This window comes from Asticcacaulis sp., assembly GCF_035497195.1.
GTDB lineage: Bacteria > Pseudomonadota > Alphaproteobacteria > Caulobacterales > Caulobacteraceae > Asticcacaulis.
In genome coordinates this window covers 314,135-328,173 of the sequence record NZ_DATJDZ010000019.1, presented here as the reverse complement: position 1 = coordinate 328,173, position 14,039 = coordinate 314,135, and the positions used below count along the sequence as shown (strand labels likewise).

The 14,039-nt window shown below is 56.1% G+C and carries 17 protein-coding genes; 8 read left to right on the top strand and 9 right to left on the bottom strand.

Going from position 1 to position 14,039, the window contains the following annotated elements; all coding sequences use genetic code 11:
* Window positions 1-75 precede the first annotated feature (75 nt).
* The 5 genes from VL130_RS12470 to VL130_RS12450 form a co-directional block, all read right to left on the bottom strand.
* On the bottom strand, window positions 76-699 hold the full coding sequence (locus VL130_RS12470; RefSeq protein ID WP_325363247.1) for a lytic transglycosylase domain-containing protein: 624 nt from the start codon (window positions 697-699) through the stop codon (window positions 76-78).
* Window positions 696-1,196, bottom strand: coding sequence for a S26 family signal peptidase (locus VL130_RS12465; RefSeq protein ID WP_325363246.1), 501 nt, complete (start codon window positions 1,194-1,196; stop codon window positions 696-698). The genes VL130_RS12470 and VL130_RS12465 overlap by 4 nt, the downstream gene beginning before the upstream one ends.
* 44 nt (window positions 1,197-1,240) lie before the next feature.
* Entirely contained in the window at window positions 1,241-1,474 is a 234-nt protein-coding gene (locus VL130_RS12460; protein ID WP_325363245.1) for a helix-turn-helix domain-containing protein, read from the bottom strand.
* Between the two features lie 251 nt (window positions 1,475-1,725).
* Window positions 1,726-2,925, bottom strand: a complete 1,200-nt coding sequence (locus tag VL130_RS12455) for a DUF932 domain-containing protein (protein WP_325363244.1) — start codon at window positions 2,923-2,925, stop codon at window positions 1,726-1,728.
* 404 nt (window positions 2,926-3,329) lie between these two features.
* Window positions 3,330-3,638, bottom strand: a complete 309-nt coding sequence (locus tag VL130_RS12450; protein ID WP_325363243.1) for a DUF736 domain-containing protein — start codon at window positions 3,636-3,638, stop codon at window positions 3,330-3,332.
* A gap of 960 nt (window positions 3,639-4,598) precedes the next feature.
* On the opposite strand from VL130_RS12450, the gene VL130_RS12445 reads away from it, so the two are divergent.
* From VL130_RS12445 to VL130_RS12430, 4 genes are all read left to right on the top strand, one after another.
* The gene (locus VL130_RS12445; protein WP_325363242.1) at window positions 4,599-5,198 is read left to right on the top strand and encodes a hypothetical protein; all 600 of its coding nucleotides are present in this window, start codon (window positions 4,599-4,601) and stop codon (window positions 5,196-5,198) included.
* Between the two features lie 72 nt (window positions 5,199-5,270).
* On the top strand, window positions 5,271-5,459 hold the full coding sequence (locus tag VL130_RS12440) for a hypothetical protein (RefSeq protein WP_325363241.1): 189 nt from the start codon (window positions 5,271-5,273) through the stop codon (window positions 5,457-5,459).
* Window positions 5,460-5,602: 143 nt separating this feature from the next.
* Window positions 5,603-6,409, top strand: a complete 807-nt coding sequence (locus VL130_RS12435) for a hypothetical protein (RefSeq protein ID WP_325363240.1) — start codon at window positions 5,603-5,605, stop codon at window positions 6,407-6,409.
* An 86-nt stretch (window positions 6,410-6,495) separates the two neighbouring features.
* Window positions 6,496-6,867: a hypothetical protein gene (locus tag VL130_RS12430; protein WP_325363239.1), complete on the top strand. Its 372-nt coding sequence runs from the start codon at window positions 6,496-6,498 to the stop codon at window positions 6,865-6,867.
* Window positions 6,868-6,941: 74 nt separating this feature from the next.
* Here the strand turns inward: VL130_RS12430 and VL130_RS12425 are convergent, their stop codons facing one another.
* The 4 genes from VL130_RS12425 to VL130_RS12410 all read right to left on the bottom strand — a co-directional run bounded on the left by VL130_RS12425 (window position 6,942) and on the right by VL130_RS12410 (window position 11,846).
* The gene (locus VL130_RS12425; protein ID WP_325363238.1) at window positions 6,942-7,694 is read right to left on the bottom strand and encodes a hypothetical protein; all 753 of its coding nucleotides are present in this window, start codon (window positions 7,692-7,694) and stop codon (window positions 6,942-6,944) included.
* A 280-nt stretch (window positions 7,695-7,974) separates the two neighbouring features.
* On the bottom strand, window positions 7,975-10,257 hold the full coding sequence (locus tag VL130_RS12420; protein ID WP_325363237.1) for a restriction endonuclease: 2,283 nt from the start codon (window positions 10,255-10,257) through the stop codon (window positions 7,975-7,977).
* 289 nt (window positions 10,258-10,546) lie between these two features.
* Entirely contained in the window at window positions 10,547-11,245 is a 699-nt protein-coding gene (locus VL130_RS12415; RefSeq protein WP_325363236.1) for a hypothetical protein, read from the bottom strand.
* A gap of 28 nt (window positions 11,246-11,273) precedes the next feature.
* On the bottom strand, window positions 11,274-11,846 hold the full coding sequence (locus VL130_RS12410) for a MarR family winged helix-turn-helix transcriptional regulator (protein ID WP_325363235.1): 573 nt from the start codon (window positions 11,844-11,846) through the stop codon (window positions 11,274-11,276).
* Window positions 11,847-12,090: 244 nt separating this feature from the next.
* Between VL130_RS12410 and VL130_RS12405 the strand changes: the two genes are divergently transcribed.
* From VL130_RS12405 to VL130_RS12390, 4 genes are all read left to right on the top strand, one after another.
* The gene (locus VL130_RS12405; protein ID WP_325363234.1) at window positions 12,091-12,423 is read left to right on the top strand and encodes a hypothetical protein; all 333 of its coding nucleotides are present in this window, start codon (window positions 12,091-12,093) and stop codon (window positions 12,421-12,423) included.
* 164 nt (window positions 12,424-12,587) lie between these two features.
* Window positions 12,588-12,923 carry a hypothetical protein gene (locus VL130_RS12400; protein ID WP_325363233.1) on the top strand — a complete coding sequence of 112 codons (336 nt, stop codon included), beginning with the start codon at window positions 12,588-12,590 and terminating at the stop codon, window positions 12,921-12,923.
* Between the two features lie 111 nt (window positions 12,924-13,034).
* Window positions 13,035-13,718, top strand: a complete 684-nt coding sequence (locus tag VL130_RS12395; protein ID WP_325363232.1) for a GntR family transcriptional regulator — start codon at window positions 13,035-13,037, stop codon at window positions 13,716-13,718.
* Window positions 13,719-13,855: 137 nt separating this feature from the next.
* Window positions 13,856-13,996, top strand: a complete 141-nt coding sequence (locus VL130_RS12390) for a benenodin family lasso peptide (protein WP_325363231.1) — start codon at window positions 13,856-13,858, stop codon at window positions 13,994-13,996.
* Window positions 13,997-14,039 lie beyond the last annotated feature (43 nt).

Below are 14,039 nucleotides of genomic sequence, written 5' to 3'. Positions count from 1 at the left end.
CGGCCTCACCCCGCCAAACCCCGTCTCCTCCACACCCCGAAAATCGCCGGTTTCCGGGATAGCGCGAAAACGGCCTTAGTTTTCGGCGGGTCTGGCGGTATTGAGGACGACAAACAAAGCGGGCTTTTCGGTCGAATTGTCGGTCGATGGCTTTGCCGCCACACCAACGAAAAGTGCCGCTCTCGATGCAAGGCCTGGGCCTTTCCGGGTCAGTTCCGCCAGATACAGGCGGGTTTCTTTTGGCAACTTTTCTCCTCGCAAACTGGTCTCGTAGCGCGCTGGTCCGGCATTGTAGGCCGCGAACAGACCGGGGTATTGATAGAGATCATACATGCGACGGAGATACGCCGTGCCCGCCAGAATATTGTCGCGCGGATCGTCGGGATTGGCGCCTAAACTAAAGGCCAGACGCATCTCCTCATAGGTCGCCGGCATGAGTTGCATCAGGCCCATGGCGCCGGCACGCGAGCGGGTCGGCTGCCCGTTGACGCTGTTTTTCCCGCCACTCTCGGCCAGGATCACGCCTTCGATCCAGTCGCGGGGAACAGCGAAACGAGCCGCGGCCTCGTCAATATAGGCCGACCAGGGGGCCAGTCTGGCGCGCTGCCAAACCGGCCTGACCGATGACTGCAGCGTTTCCGCCCACGCCCCCGTGGATACGAGCCACAGACAGGCGATGATAAGGGCTGTTGCTTTCATAAGGGCGTGACCCTGCCCATGATCGACGTCGCCGACGTCACACCGAAATACCGGCCATCGAAGGAATCGGGGACGCGCGTATTGAGCAGGAAGACCTCATTATCTTTGAGCCATCGACACCCGCTCCACCACGGCAAGGATCTCCCCAGCCGGTCGCGACTTTGACGGTGCGCGGCCTCATGTCCGTTGATGGTGACCGTATTACCCACCGCGCAAACCTCATCGCCGGAGATCGCTGCAATGTGTTTGATCATGGGCACGGTTTTCGGAATATACCGGCGTGTATCGGCCATATCGCGTACCGTCTCCGGAGTTTGCACCAGGACCAGATCGCCGACCTTCACCGGCGTCGATAGTACACTGACGCGATAGTAGCCGAGGGGCACGCTGGCGCTGGCATTGTAGACAAGCCAAGGCGTGACCGGCTTCACCGCCGACAGAACCAAAAGGACGATGCCCGACTTCAGCAGGACGCCAATGACCAATTTCCGGCCCAATTTTTTCGACGCTTCGGTTCGGGATTGGGGCTGGCAACAGTGCATCATTCCCCCGCCTGTCTGAGGGTGACGTCAGCGCTTCTGCGCGACCAGGTGTCGAGGTCATCGATGTGGTAGCGAATATACCGGCCATGTCGGCGGAACTCGGGTCCCCGTTGTTCCGAACGCATGATTTCGAGGGTCTTTAAGGACAGCCCGACATAGAAGGCCGCCTGGGCCGTATTCAGAAAGGGAGAGCCCCGTTTGGCCTTGCTGGCCCGTGCGACATCGTCGTCCATCATACATTCCTTGCCAAAAACAAGCGACCTGAAAGTGATCGCGTGAAGGCAAGAATGGGCGGGATTTGCGGCCTTCGCGACGGACGAAAATGCCCCCTCCCCGCATCCGTCCCCCCGTTCCCTGGTCACTGGAATGGCCCCCTCGGCCCCTCTATCCGCGAGCCAGGCCGAAGGCATGGCGAGCGCCGGGGCGCGCCTTCATTGCAAATCAAAAGCGAACCGCGCAGCCATCTGACTGCGCGGTTCCACGATTATCGCGTCACGGCTGACATCAGTTTCTTTGCTTCTTTTTCAAGCTCAAGACGGCTGTCCTGATGCGCTTTCTGGCGAGCCAGGGCGGTGATGCCCTGACAAAAATCGAAGATGGATTCCGGCTTTTTGCCCTCTTCGTTCAATACGGTTTCAATGATCCGGACGGTCTCCGGCCTGCTGAAGCCGCGCCTTTTGAGGAAGGTTTCGCGCTCGTCATCGGTTCTGGCGACCACTTGCTCACGGGCCGTTTTGATCCCGGCAATGAAGCCTGCTGGTGACGAGTTGGCGAAGCTGGTCAGGGCTGGGGCGGCCTCGTAAGCGAAGCGCTGGGCCGCGAATTTCGAGTGACGGATAGTGATGTTTTCGAAGTTTTCGACGCCCCAGAGGTTGCGGTTCTGGCAAACACCCCGCAGATAAAACGACGCTATCCCGAGGCTGCGGGACCCCACTTCCGAGTTCCACGCATAGAAGCCACGGAAATAGAGATCGGGTTCACCATTCGGCAATCGGCCCGCTTCAATCGGATTGGTGTCGTCCACCAGAAAAAGGAATACATCCCGATCGCTGGCATAGAGCGTGGTCGTTTCCCTAGTCACATCAACATAGGGATTGTGGGTCATGGTGCCCCAGTCCAGAACGCCGGGAACCTTCCACCGCGTATCGCCGATACCGTTACCGGCAATTTTTCGGACTGCGCCGACCAATTCATGATCCCAGATCCGACCATAGTCCGGCCCGGTCACGGCCCGTAATTCAATCCGTCCATCTTCCGTTTCCAACGACTTGATCAGTTCGGCCCGATGGCTGAGCAAACCGTGTTGCAGATTGATCCCGGCCAGCGACGCCGGCAGCTGGCGCAAGTACGACGCGGGCGCGCCGACCTGACCTGCCAGCTGGCCGAAACTCCAATGGGTGGGACTGACGAAGTCTTCGCGTCCCGGCAGGATCAGGGTCAGACTTTCCATGTCGTCGCGGCTGGCTTCGACGCGGATTTGCGAGCTCTGTACAGTGCGGACATGCGCGCCATCGGCCCGACTGCGCGTAGCGGCATAGAGGTCATCGAGGTTCAGATAGCGCTGGTCATCAGGACGGGAAAACCATTCAGATGAGACGCGGCCATTATCGGCGCCGCGCGAGATATCGACAGCAAAAGCGCCGGAAACCGGGGCCGTGTTCGGAATAATCACCTGGGTATTCATTTTGGTTTCTCCTATTGCATGGGTTACAGCGGCCTTCTCTGGCGCGCTGAAACCCTGCCCGTCGGCGAGACCGGGGTAGCAAAGGTCAGGGACGGCGGGGGCGGAGGGGGATCACCCGGCCTGCAGGCGCAGCCTAAGCGCCGAAGGTCGGGGAGACCGCCCCCCCGGTCCCGTCTTCGGGACTGAAATCCTTGACCGCCGCGAGGGCGAAGCCCTTAGCCTCTTCCTTGCAAAGTCGTCATACGGATGCCCCATTTGTCGCCTATCTCCCCGCCTCGCCGCCATTTTCACTCCCCCCCGAACCTGGCGGCGCGCGGACGCTCTGCCCCCCAGGGCGTCCGCCCAATTTCCCAAAACCTGAAGGAAAACCCCACAGCTTTCGCTGCAGGGTCAGGTGTCTGCGATCAGCTGACCTTGGGACGCGACCACAGCAGGGTGTGGGTGTCGTGCTCGTCCGCCGGGAACAGGGTAGCGTAAATCGGGTTCGGCAGGGACGGATCATCTAACTTCAATGAGACGTGGTCCCGTCCGGCATCGCTGGTGCGTTTCCAGCCCGCGCCGATTTCGACATTGCCCGCCATGATGCGGTAATCCGGGGCTTGCCCGGAGCCCCCTTCGAGGGGCACCAGCCGAACCGCGACATTGAGAGCCAGGGTCCTGACGTTGCCGGTGAAGCTGTCACCTGATTTGGTAAATGTGCCGATGGGTTGCATGGTTGTCGTTCCTTCTTCAATCGTGCCGCGCCAATCGCGACCTCGATGGCGGTCGTGCGAACGGAGCCGGACCGCCTGCACCCGCAGGGCTGAAACGCAGTGGCGGACAGCCGTCAGGCTGTTGCGGGTCCAGGGCCGGTTACGTTCAGACCCCAATCCATGAGGTTGCCTTAGGCACGCGCCGGCCTGGGAACGAACCTGACGGTTTGCCAGTCATCGGTACATTTCAGAGATCAAACCACGCCTTCACCGGTAATTTGGATGCCATGGACGACAAAGGCCCGGCGCTGCCCGCCGCGAGTTGCATCTTGTCGCAGAACACGGCTTCAGGGTTTATATCTCGTGTATGAATTTGCCCCCGAGCCGGAATGGCTCGGGAGATCAGCACTGGTATCACCAAAAGACAGTCCAAGCGGCGCGAACAGCACGCCTTCAGAGGCAGAATTGACACCGATAAGGTCATTTTGACAGGCGTGATCGCCGATCGAAAGACCCGTTTTGGCCCTAAGGCGACATTGGCGCTCGTTTTGAGGGCGCAAAAAGCGGACGTACAGCGGCGCCATCGACCGACATTCAAATCGGCAAATTCCCAGCGGCACTAAGTTCACTCTGGTTGATAGAACCAGAATGGGTCTTCCTCTGATTCAGTCGCACCCTCGATTTAAGCTCTGTTGCGTCGCGGCTGCGATTGGAGCAGTCACTTGCATCCAGACTAGGACACTGCCGCTAGACACTATTCGAACCCATGCTCAGCATGGAAATGAGCGTCGATACCTTCAACAAATTGAGCGCCAAGCCAGGACGAGGTGGTTTTAAAAGCCACGAGGTAGATTCGGAGAAAGACTTTACACAATTCGAAATCGCAGACGGACCGCTGATAGCCAGTCAGTGGCGCGCCACATATTATAGCGAAGCCAAAACAGTAAAGTGCTGAAGCACTTCATAAGAAAGGACAAGCCAATGAGTGAGCCGCAAGTTTTTATCATTGAATCTCTCGATCCCCAAAACCCTCGTGAGGGGGAAATTTTAGAACGCGCCTTAAAAGTGATGCGGAAAAAGCCGATCTATCGCTACATCGAAACCAGGGCGCAATTCGAGGAGGCGATCGAAGAATTTCGCCGGTCAAGAATTCGTTATCTCCATATTTCTTGTCACGGCAATAAAGACGGTATTTGGACGACTAAGGACTTCATTCCGACGGCAGAGGCCGCAATGATCTTAGCAAAGGTCATGAATAGACGTCGGCTGTTTTTATCGTCTTGCCAGGTAACGAGGCGCACACTGGCCGAGGCGGTTTTCGCAAAAGCGACCTGTTACTCAATTGCTGGACCTCGTGGCTCGATCCGGTTTGACGATGCCATGGTTTTTTGGATCGCCTTCTATCATATTATGTTCAAGGCCGACCGATTCAAAATGAAGCGCGCGATGCTGAAACGCAAGATAACTCTTTGCGCCAATATGGTCGAAGAGCGCATCAACGTTTTTCTACGGGACGACGACGGCGGTGCGACGCTTTTTCCAGTTGGGCGCCATGTGAACCGTCCGATGCCAGCGGATTGAAGGTCTTCCGGTCGCAGGGCCCTCCTCCGACCTTTCCATTTGAATAGAGCGTCTTCGGATGTACCATTAGTTATGACCTATAAAATCCTTCCCGCAACTGCTGCGACAATTGCTGAAATAGAGACTTGGCTCGATACAGAAGAAGCGGCTCATCAAGCTCCCTCCGACTTCGCGGATGACGTCGCCGGGATGATTGAAGCCGGCGAATCCGATCTTCGTTTAATGGTGGTGTCCGCCGCGCTCGGAGATAACTCGGGTTGATGGCTTTACGATAACAATATCGTCCGGGTGTCGGGCAAATTCGGCGGGTACACGAAACCTCTCGAAAATTTTTCTTCCGTGTACCGCGTCAGGAATTTGAACCCGCTACTGTCGGGCTTTCCCGTGAACGAAAGTGATGAAAAATGAAACCCATGGACAGCCGTACCGCCTGCGAGAACGCGTTGCGCGAACATAAGGAGCGCAACATCGAGCTTGGGGTTTTAAGTGCCCACAACATAATCATAGATCGCATGCTCGAACGCCACCTCGAACTCGCCGAAGCCTATGACGAGATTTATACCGAATTGCGCGGCAACTCGACGTCATTGTTCATGTTCTTCGATGCCTTACTGTGCATCACGGATCAGTGGAGTCCCGAGAAAGTTGCGGAGTCGCGTGCCGGGCGAAATGACCTGAAGCGCGTGAATAGTAAGATCGCCAAAGTGGCCGAGGAGCTCGCCACACTGCTCGACGAGCGCGAGAGCCTCAATAATCATTCCGGCTTCTACAGCGACACGCACTACGACATCTGCCAGGTGATCGAGGATGCCTCGGCCGGCAACGGCTTTTTCAATAGTCAGCTAAAAAAGCCGCTTTCCGCCCTGAAATATCAGTTCGATATGAAATACTGGCCAAACCTGGCGCAGTGCATTCGTATCATCAGCCGGGACGCGGAAAAGCCGGAAATTCGCCCATCCAACTCCACGACGGCGGCTGCCGCCACTGGATCGCGTGCTGGCGCCGCCGATTTCTTCAAGGCCTTTGTCTGCCGTTTGAAGGAGGAAGGCCACTCGAACGGCACGCCTTTTCCAAGACACCTGATCTTGACTGACGCCACGCTTGCCTCGTTAGCCAACATCGCCTTGGACCGCGATGCCGACGCCTTGTTCACATCCGAATATGTAAAAAGATGGCGGCAAGTCGAACGCGAAGTAGCAACACAGAAGTAGTTGGAAAGAGCAAAGCCGTATGGTTGATGACCGTAGCGACATCTATAGATTGAAAACAATAGGAATGTCGCCTCAGAATCAGCCTCATGGATGCCCAAACAAACGGACACCTCTCTAGCTTGAGGGAAGCACTCCTAACACTGTCGCCGACAGGCCCAGACGGGTTTGAAGGTTTTCTCGCCGTCGTGCTCACATCCCTCTGCGGACAACCCTTCCGTCTCGCCACGAGCGGCTCACAGCGGGGGCGCGACGGGGACTTCGCATTCGACGATGGCGCTACCTATTTCGAAGGGAAACGCTACGAGGACGCGATTCCGATAAAGGAAGTAGCTGTTAAGCTCATGGACCTGCGAGGCGACAACCAGGGTCAGGTTGACACCTGGGTTCTGGGGTCCACCGTTGAAACGCCGGCACTTCACGCCGATGATTTCACCGTTAACGCCGCTGCGGATGGGTAGCCGCCTGTGCGACCGCTAATTTGCTCGTGTTCAACAAGCTTATAATTTGTTGAACACGGGCATCCCGAACGATCCTACTTGTCGTCGGAGTATGAGGACGGCTTCGCACTCAAGCGGGCAGACAGGCGTTCCATATCAAAAGCCCGCGTCTTTGCTGCGAACCACAATTCCGTCCCATAGCCATAGATGCTGCCCCAGGGAACTTGACTGAGATCATACCCGTGTTCATGCCGCCATCCATCAAGCCGTTCCTTGCGGCGATCGGGATAGGGCTCGGTCGTAAGCAGGTATTGCCGTGTTTCCGGATCATACCAGCAATGGTCGTGATCCGCGATCGGAGGGCGGTTCTCCCACTCTCCCTTCGGATAGCAACGCAGCGCCGTCGACGGATAAAGACCGGTAATTTCGATGAATTCCAACGCGCGCGCGGCACGATGGAGTCGCTGCATCGCATATTCGGCGCGATCGTCCATGTGGATCTCATGTGGAAGCGCAAGATTACCATCACCGGAAATTTGAGTGCCACCGAGATAACCAACAAGATGACGTTGCTTGATCAGCTCGGTCAGAGGCTGTTGAAGCATCACAACCAACGTCTCGACACCGCGCTGACCCACCTGACGATTCGACCAAAACTGGTTCAACGTTACGGGGTAAAGAATTGGCTTAGGCGCTGCGCCATCGAAAAGTCGCACCGCTTGGGCATAGTTTTGGTAACCGCGTTCAATTGCCGCTACATTCAATGCCTGATGATGCTTCAGACCTTGCTCGCGCTTGATATGAATAGCTCGACGCCGCAGCGTTTCGAGAGAGTTTATTCCTGACATGTGTCTGTTCTCCAGCGGTCCCGGAAAGACGTCACCTGCTACCGCCCCCAAGCCGCATGAAAACGACAGGGTCGAAAATTGATAAGACAGCGTCGCGTACGACTTCGCTATTGCAGGTGGCTGGCCCCTGTCATGGACCTTCCCGTCACATAAGAACTCAGACTTAACTTTCAAGACCGCGTATGAATAAATGTTCAAGGAAATGTCACCAGTCACTTTCCTCGACTGCCAACGCCAAATACGATCGGAACTTACTCAGGGCACCCCGCGCGCCCGAATATCAATCCGCCTCCGGCTTTAGGGTCGCGAAGAGATCCCGGACCGCGCGACGGTCCAAATAAGGTTTGTTCGTTGGCTCTTTGAACACATGCCGACGATCGTCCTCGGGTTCGCGTTCAGGCTCGAACATTTCCAGTTCCACCTTCACCGACTGAATGGGTCCCCGAAGGTCGATATCCAGCGCCTCGCCAATTTGTTGCAATTTTAGGCCGAGCCGCTCAAGCTCATACTCCGAACGACAAGAGCGAAGATAATCCCCCATGCTTTTCGCCCATCTTCCAGCCATGGCTTTCAACCCAGCCTTAACTTCCGGAGGCCAACCAATGTCTTCCATTTCCAACAGACGCGCCATATCGTCGGGGTCCAAGTCATATTTGGTTTGCATTGCCAAACCCAAAACCATTTTGCACCGCGCCGCCACGATTTCCGGCTGCCCGTTCCATAAATAATGATCCAATGCCCTGATCGCTCGTGTCGCCGTGGGGACATCCGGCGAGAAAACCTCCCAAGCCTTTATCGTTTGCTCCACCCCAGGCACAATCAGGTGGTCCAACGCTCGATTGTTTACGTCTTTTGCAATGTCCACCAGCAGCTCGAGCCGTCGCTCGGCGCGCGGAGAAAAGGTGGCCTGATAAGTGCCGTCATCGAAGAAGAGCTTGGCGCTCATAGCCCGGTCGATACCGGTCACCAAGGTGGCGAGCGCTTCATCGATGCGAGCGTGAATATGCTCGCCGTCTCGCATTTCAGCCAGCGACCAAACCGTCTCGACCTGCGTCATAGAGACAGCGCCCCGCAATATATCCAATACATTCTCGACAGATTCATGGAGAATCTCATTCATCAAATCCCGAACAGACGGATCGATGAATTGCACGGCATTTTGGTCGATGGTTAGAAAGCCGCCGCCGAGGATTCGAATGGCTCTCAAGAAGTCCTGGGGCGATTTCATGAAACCGTATCGAGCCGCGCGTTCGGCATGGAGTGTCTCGAAACCCGCGAACAGGCGCTCATGGGATACGCGCCCGTTAAGTGAGTGCAACGTCAACAGAATGCTCCGCGCCGCCTCGCTGATTTGTTCGTCGTACGCATGGCGCCAGATTTCCGCTGGATTGTCGAGCAGCCGGAGCGCGAAATCGGAATAACCGTACGGTTCAACCTTCTTCACCCTGCGCGGGTCCGTGAGCCAAGCGATAACGCGCGGCGAAAACTTCGGATGCTCGATGATCTTCAGGAACAAGTCTTGGTGAAGAAGTTGATGAAGATAGGGTTGGGGTACTCGATTGAAATACGCATGGTTATAGAGAATGCGAGCGCGTTGATCACCCGTGTAGGCTCCCACGGATACGATGTAACGGAAATCACGTATGGAAGAGTGGCGCAGGCGCTCGGACCTTTCGACGGCCTCGGCAAGAATGTGCTCCCGCGTCGTAAGAATAAGGAGCTTGGATTCATCGTCCGCGACAACATTCAAAAAGTCGGTAATGGACCGATCCTCGTTACGAACTAGGGCCGAGCCGCCTTCGCCCAAAAAAGTGGCTCCCAGAAAATCATCGTACAAAAATACCTGTTTAACATCTTGCTTAAACAGGGCGCGCGCCTCCTCGAATCCATTCCTGGCGATAATCGGCTCGTAGCCTTCGGAGAATTTTTCATACACCAGAGCGTCAGCGATCGTCGACTTCCCGACACCTGGGAGTCCTGAAAGCACCAGGACGCGCTCCCGCTTCAAGAGTTCGCTCGCCTGACCATAAGCCGCAGTCTGCACGAATCTTGGCACCTCGCGAATAATTCGGCGGAATTCGAAGTCGGTTTGCATCGCCTGGGCATTATGCAAGACCCGCTGCATCACCGTCGTACTGGACAGCCACAGCTTGTAGTGTCTCCGTTGAATCTCTTCATGGAGGTCCAGCAAATTGTTCAAGTCGTTGGCACCGAGAATATCGCGCGTACCCATCATGCCCAATATCTTGGCAAGTTCTTCCTTGTTCGCGTCGGACAGTTCAACACTGGTCGCCAATGTATACCGGGACGGTGCAGGGTTCATGCACTCAATTTTCGGAACTTCTCTGCGAACCTCCCTTACAAGCGCGGCATATCCGGACTTCCGAAGATGTTTGCACTGAACGATCCAGTTCTCGGAACCAACGGCATAGCGCAGGTCAACGCCCCTATCACGCCCCACCTTGAAGCTTTGAAGGACGATGCCCTCCGATGCTTGCAACAAGTCCCGCGTTAGGTCTTCGAAATCGACATGTGAAAGCGTATGGAAATCGTAGTCTGGCATTCCGAATAATCGACCTAATTTCGTGGACCTCGCGCCTTGGCAACGTAGCAAGGAGCGAGACACGCCGCACTATCTGTTTTTCGGCGCCAGGCGAAGTGGCCGCATAGGCCTGAAGGATCGTGCGGGCGACGAATGCCCTTACTGCGTAGTCAAAAGCCTAGCATAGTATTCAAGGCAAAACACCTCAACTGTAAGTGGTTTCAGGCCAAAAACAGCAAGTTCGCCCAGCGAACGCCAGGCGAACTTGTCGGACAAATAAGCCGAGGGTTAATGGTTATTCGCCACGCGACTAGCCGACGCGCGTGCTCGCCTCACCTGGTGCAGGGAACGGAATGACCACCGCCGACGTTGACTGGCGCTTCTTTTGCGCCAATTCCGCCGTGGTTTTTAGGGAACCGCTAAACCGCGACCAGTTGAACGCGGCTTCCCTCGTCTTGCTCGGCTCATGAAAACTGAGTTCCTCCCTACTGTCGAAGCTCAGTGCCTTCACCGTCTGTCCTCGATTGCAAATCCTGACTATTTCCTTCGCTCGTATTCGCTTTCGCAAATTAGCGTTGCAAATCATCAAATCCTTGAACGAGGCATTTTCCTGATAGAATTCGCCTTCATTGATCCAAACAAGGTCGCTCTCGCTAAATCTAGCGACGTTATTGCAGCGATACCGCCTTATTCGTGAAGGCGATATGAAATGACACAAGACCGAGCTGTCAAGAAACGAACCGCAGGCCGATCGGAAAAGCGCTGCGAATATAAGGTGAAAAAGAGTTGCGGCGCTTCCGCTCGACTTGGCATTCACGGTTTGCAAGGCCCTGACCTGTAGTTCATCCCGGTAATTGTCCCTATCGTCCAAACAAAAAAAGCGGTCTTCCACCGCCTTCGGCCAACCCTGAAACCTGTTGCTCGCCATCGCCACTTCCTTCGGGCACGGCACGACCAGCCAATTGCCGGAGTCGCGCGCCCCAAAAGACGACTTCATTACACTTGTCATCAACCAATCTCCCAAGATGCAGGCAATTCTAGCTTTCGCCAGCGCTTTGCTGGCGGTTGCCGTAGAAGAGACCGTCGATGGTCTCGGCGATTGTCTGGACGAATTCCAGCCCGGCGGCGGTGATGGAAGTGTATCGCGGCTTCGACGCCACGCACTCCGTCCTGGTCACGAAGCCGATGGCTTCCAGCGCGTCCAGGCGCACCTGCACCGTCGTCGGGCTGATGCCCGTGATGACCGCAAGGGTCTTCTGGTTGATGCGCGGGTGATCGTGAAGGGCGTTCTTCAACTCGTTCTGCTTGCGATCGCCGAACAAGGGGCCGTACATTTCCTGCCAGCCGGCCTTGTCGTGCTGAAGCGTCCAGTCCTGGAGCGCCAGGACCATCATGATCGCCTCGCATTCGGGCGACACAAGCGACCCTTGAATGTCCGCGACGATGTTGCGACATTTGTTGGGCCGATCCAGATTGTAGTCGCTTCCCCGCCAGGTGAAGACCTGAAGGGATTCGATCGAGGCCAGCTCAGAAATTTTTTCGCCGAACAACCCCTTCACCTGCGCGTGGAGGACGATCCGGTCGTGTATGTTCGAAGAAGGGATATGCATTCTGCCGCTCCATTGTCCTTGTACTCGGGGGAACGCGCGCAGTTAACCATATTTAACGCAGGGTTAATATCTCCATTTGGTGGACGACCGTCTAGGCGCCGTAAGCCTGTGATACCGGCGCAGAACTCGATTGGTCCCGCATGGCCGTTCACGCCGTGGCCAAGTCTCATCGAGACATAGATATGCACGCCCAGCGGGGCTGATTTGATGCTCCCAAGTTCACTCGAACCAAGGGACCAACATCATGATCAACTCCATAAAATCATTCGCCTTCAAGAGCGTCAAGCCCATTTCGGGCTATGCCCTGGCATCCGAATGCCGTCACTGCTTCGACGCCGTGGCCGCCCCCTTCCACGGCCTGATCGACTTTTCCGCCGTGCTGAAACAGTTGGGCGACATGCCCGACCTGCAATCGGCGGGTCTGTACCTCTACACCATCATGTTCTTCAGTTCGCTTCTGGGGCTCACCGTCCTCATGGTCGAAATGGCCGGCGACGTCCGCCAGCAGCTCACCGCCGCCGCCAAGGCGCGCGCCGAGAGGCCCGTGTCCGGCAAGAGCGATGCGACAAGCGCGTAGACTGTCGCCTACCGTCTGGGACTGGCGGCGGCCCTGCCGCTAGCGCCTTTTCCCAACAGCGTGTTTTATGAAATCAATCGCAATAAGATTGATTGCCGGTTCTGAAAGTGTCATCCTTTGCCTCTCGTCACATTCGGTCAGTTGGTTCTTTTCCGGTGTCAGTCATGAAACCGCCCTCCGCGCCCACATCGAACATCTGCTCTCACGCCGGAGGAGACACCGATGTTACAGCCGCCACGGAACGTTTGTTCATAGAAATCTCTGGTACCTTCGCGGACCAGACCCTCCGCGAAATGATGCCCGTTGTGAACGCGCAGTTGTTCAGCACACGCCGATATGAATGCGCGCTTATTCCCGACCTGGAAGCAGAATACCAGGCCCTGTCCGAGGCCTGGCGGGTGCGAGACATTCCCAGGCTTAAGCAACTCCTGGCCGTTTATTTTCAACGCCGCGAGGCGCTTGAGCCTGAATTCAACAGATTAAAAAACAGTCTGAATTAATCCGCTCACGCCCTGTTCAGCGGAAGCTTCTCCGTTCCCCCGTTGCGAGAATGGCAAAAGTGGCATACAACTTATACGCATAAAGCCGCCTCAATATGCGCGCGCCCGAATATGTCTTCTACCCGTTTTACGCAAGTGGGATTTCCGATGGCAGAGTCAGCGTCTTTAATTGAACAGGTGATTAATCGCATCCGGGACGAGGTGTGCAGCGGCAACCTTTTGCCCGGCCAGCGGGTCAACGTGACCGCGATGAGCCAGAAATACCTCTGCAGCAAATCCACGGTTCGTATGGCGTTGAGCCGGCTGGTTGGCGAAGGTTTGCTGGAAATTCATACCAATGACGGGTTTTATCGTCCCCTGGTCACGGACCAGAGTGCGCGCGACCAGTACCGCTGGAATATGGAGGTGCTGCTAATGGGCCTCGATAACGCGACCGTAAATCCAAACCCATCGATTGAACCCGCCCCGTTCGTGCCAGGACCAGATCCGGTCGCCGATATCGAACGCCTGTTCTCGCTGGTCGCCGCCCTCGCCGACAACAAGCATTTCGTGCGAGAGATCAAACGGCAGAACGCTATTTTGCATCCGCTTCGCCTAAGGAAGGCGGACCTCAACCTTGCCAGTTCCGGGGAGCTTCAGGCTTTCGCGGACGCGTGGCTCCGTCAGGATACGGGTGCCCTGCGGGAACTGATCGTCGCCTACCATAAGCGGCGGCTGAATATTGTTCCGCAAATCGTCACGCAGGCCTACGGCGCGACAGGCAGTGATCTTATAAATCCGAGCGACGGCATCTGACTGGAATTTTCAGAAATACACACCTGATTTTTCGTAGACATTTCAAAGTCTTCAGGCACGCATCTCATCCCTGGGTGTTAGCTTTAGTTTGCCGCGAATAATCGCGGTTTCAACTCAAGCATCCAAGGAAAACTATCATGACCAAGTTTGATCGTGAATCCGAAGACGTCATCGATCTCGGCGACGCCACCATCGAAACCAAGGGCGGGACGCAATTTGATCCGCCTGATGGCGTTCAACTGCAACGCAAGCCGATCCCGGGTCTGTCCGCTGATTGAGCCTGTCAGAGGGCACACGGTCACCTGTGTGCCCTTTTACTTT

Coding starts and splice junctions, on each gene's coding strand:
- VL130_RS12470 (WP_325363247.1), bottom strand. CDS start 699: ATGAAAGCAACAGCCCTTATCATCGCCTGTCTGTGGCTCGTATCCACG.
- VL130_RS12440 (WP_325363241.1), top strand. CDS start 5,271: ATGACCTATAAAATCCTTCCCGCAACTGCTGCGACAATTGCTGAAATA.
- VL130_RS12410 (WP_325363235.1), bottom strand. CDS start 11,846: ATGCATATCCCTTCTTCGAACATACACGACCGGATCGTCCTCCACGCG.
- VL130_RS12445 (WP_325363242.1), top strand. CDS start 4,599: ATGAGTGAGCCGCAAGTTTTTATCATTGAATCTCTCGATCCCCAAAAC.
- VL130_RS12395 (WP_325363232.1), top strand. CDS start 13,035: ATGTCTTCTACCCGTTTTACGCAAGTGGGATTTCCGATGGCAGAGTCA.
- VL130_RS12420 (WP_325363237.1), bottom strand. CDS start 10,257: ATGCCAGACTACGATTTCCATACGCTTTCACATGTCGATTTCGAAGAC.
- VL130_RS12415 (WP_325363236.1), bottom strand. CDS start 11,245: ATGACAAGTGTAATGAAGTCGTCTTTTGGGGCGCGCGACTCCGGCAAT.
- VL130_RS12455 (WP_325363244.1), bottom strand. CDS start 2,925: ATGAATACCCAGGTGATTATTCCGAACACGGCCCCGGTTTCCGGCGCT.
- VL130_RS12400 (WP_325363233.1), top strand. CDS start 12,588: ATGAAACCGCCCTCCGCGCCCACATCGAACATCTGCTCTCACGCCGGA.
- VL130_RS12405 (WP_325363234.1), top strand. CDS start 12,091: ATGATCAACTCCATAAAATCATTCGCCTTCAAGAGCGTCAAGCCCATT.
- VL130_RS12435 (WP_325363240.1), top strand. CDS start 5,603: ATGAAACCCATGGACAGCCGTACCGCCTGCGAGAACGCGTTGCGCGAA.
- VL130_RS12430 (WP_325363239.1), top strand. CDS start 6,496: ATGGATGCCCAAACAAACGGACACCTCTCTAGCTTGAGGGAAGCACTC.
- VL130_RS12425 (WP_325363238.1), bottom strand. CDS start 7,694: ATGTCAGGAATAAACTCTCTCGAAACGCTGCGGCGTCGAGCTATTCAT.
- VL130_RS12450 (WP_325363243.1), bottom strand. CDS start 3,638: ATGCAACCCATCGGCACATTTACCAAATCAGGTGACAGCTTCACCGGC.
- VL130_RS12390 (WP_325363231.1), top strand. CDS start 13,856: ATGACCAAGTTTGATCGTGAATCCGAAGACGTCATCGATCTCGGCGAC.
- VL130_RS12460 (WP_325363245.1), bottom strand. CDS start 1,474: ATGGACGACGATGTCGCACGGGCCAGCAAGGCCAAACGGGGCTCTCCC.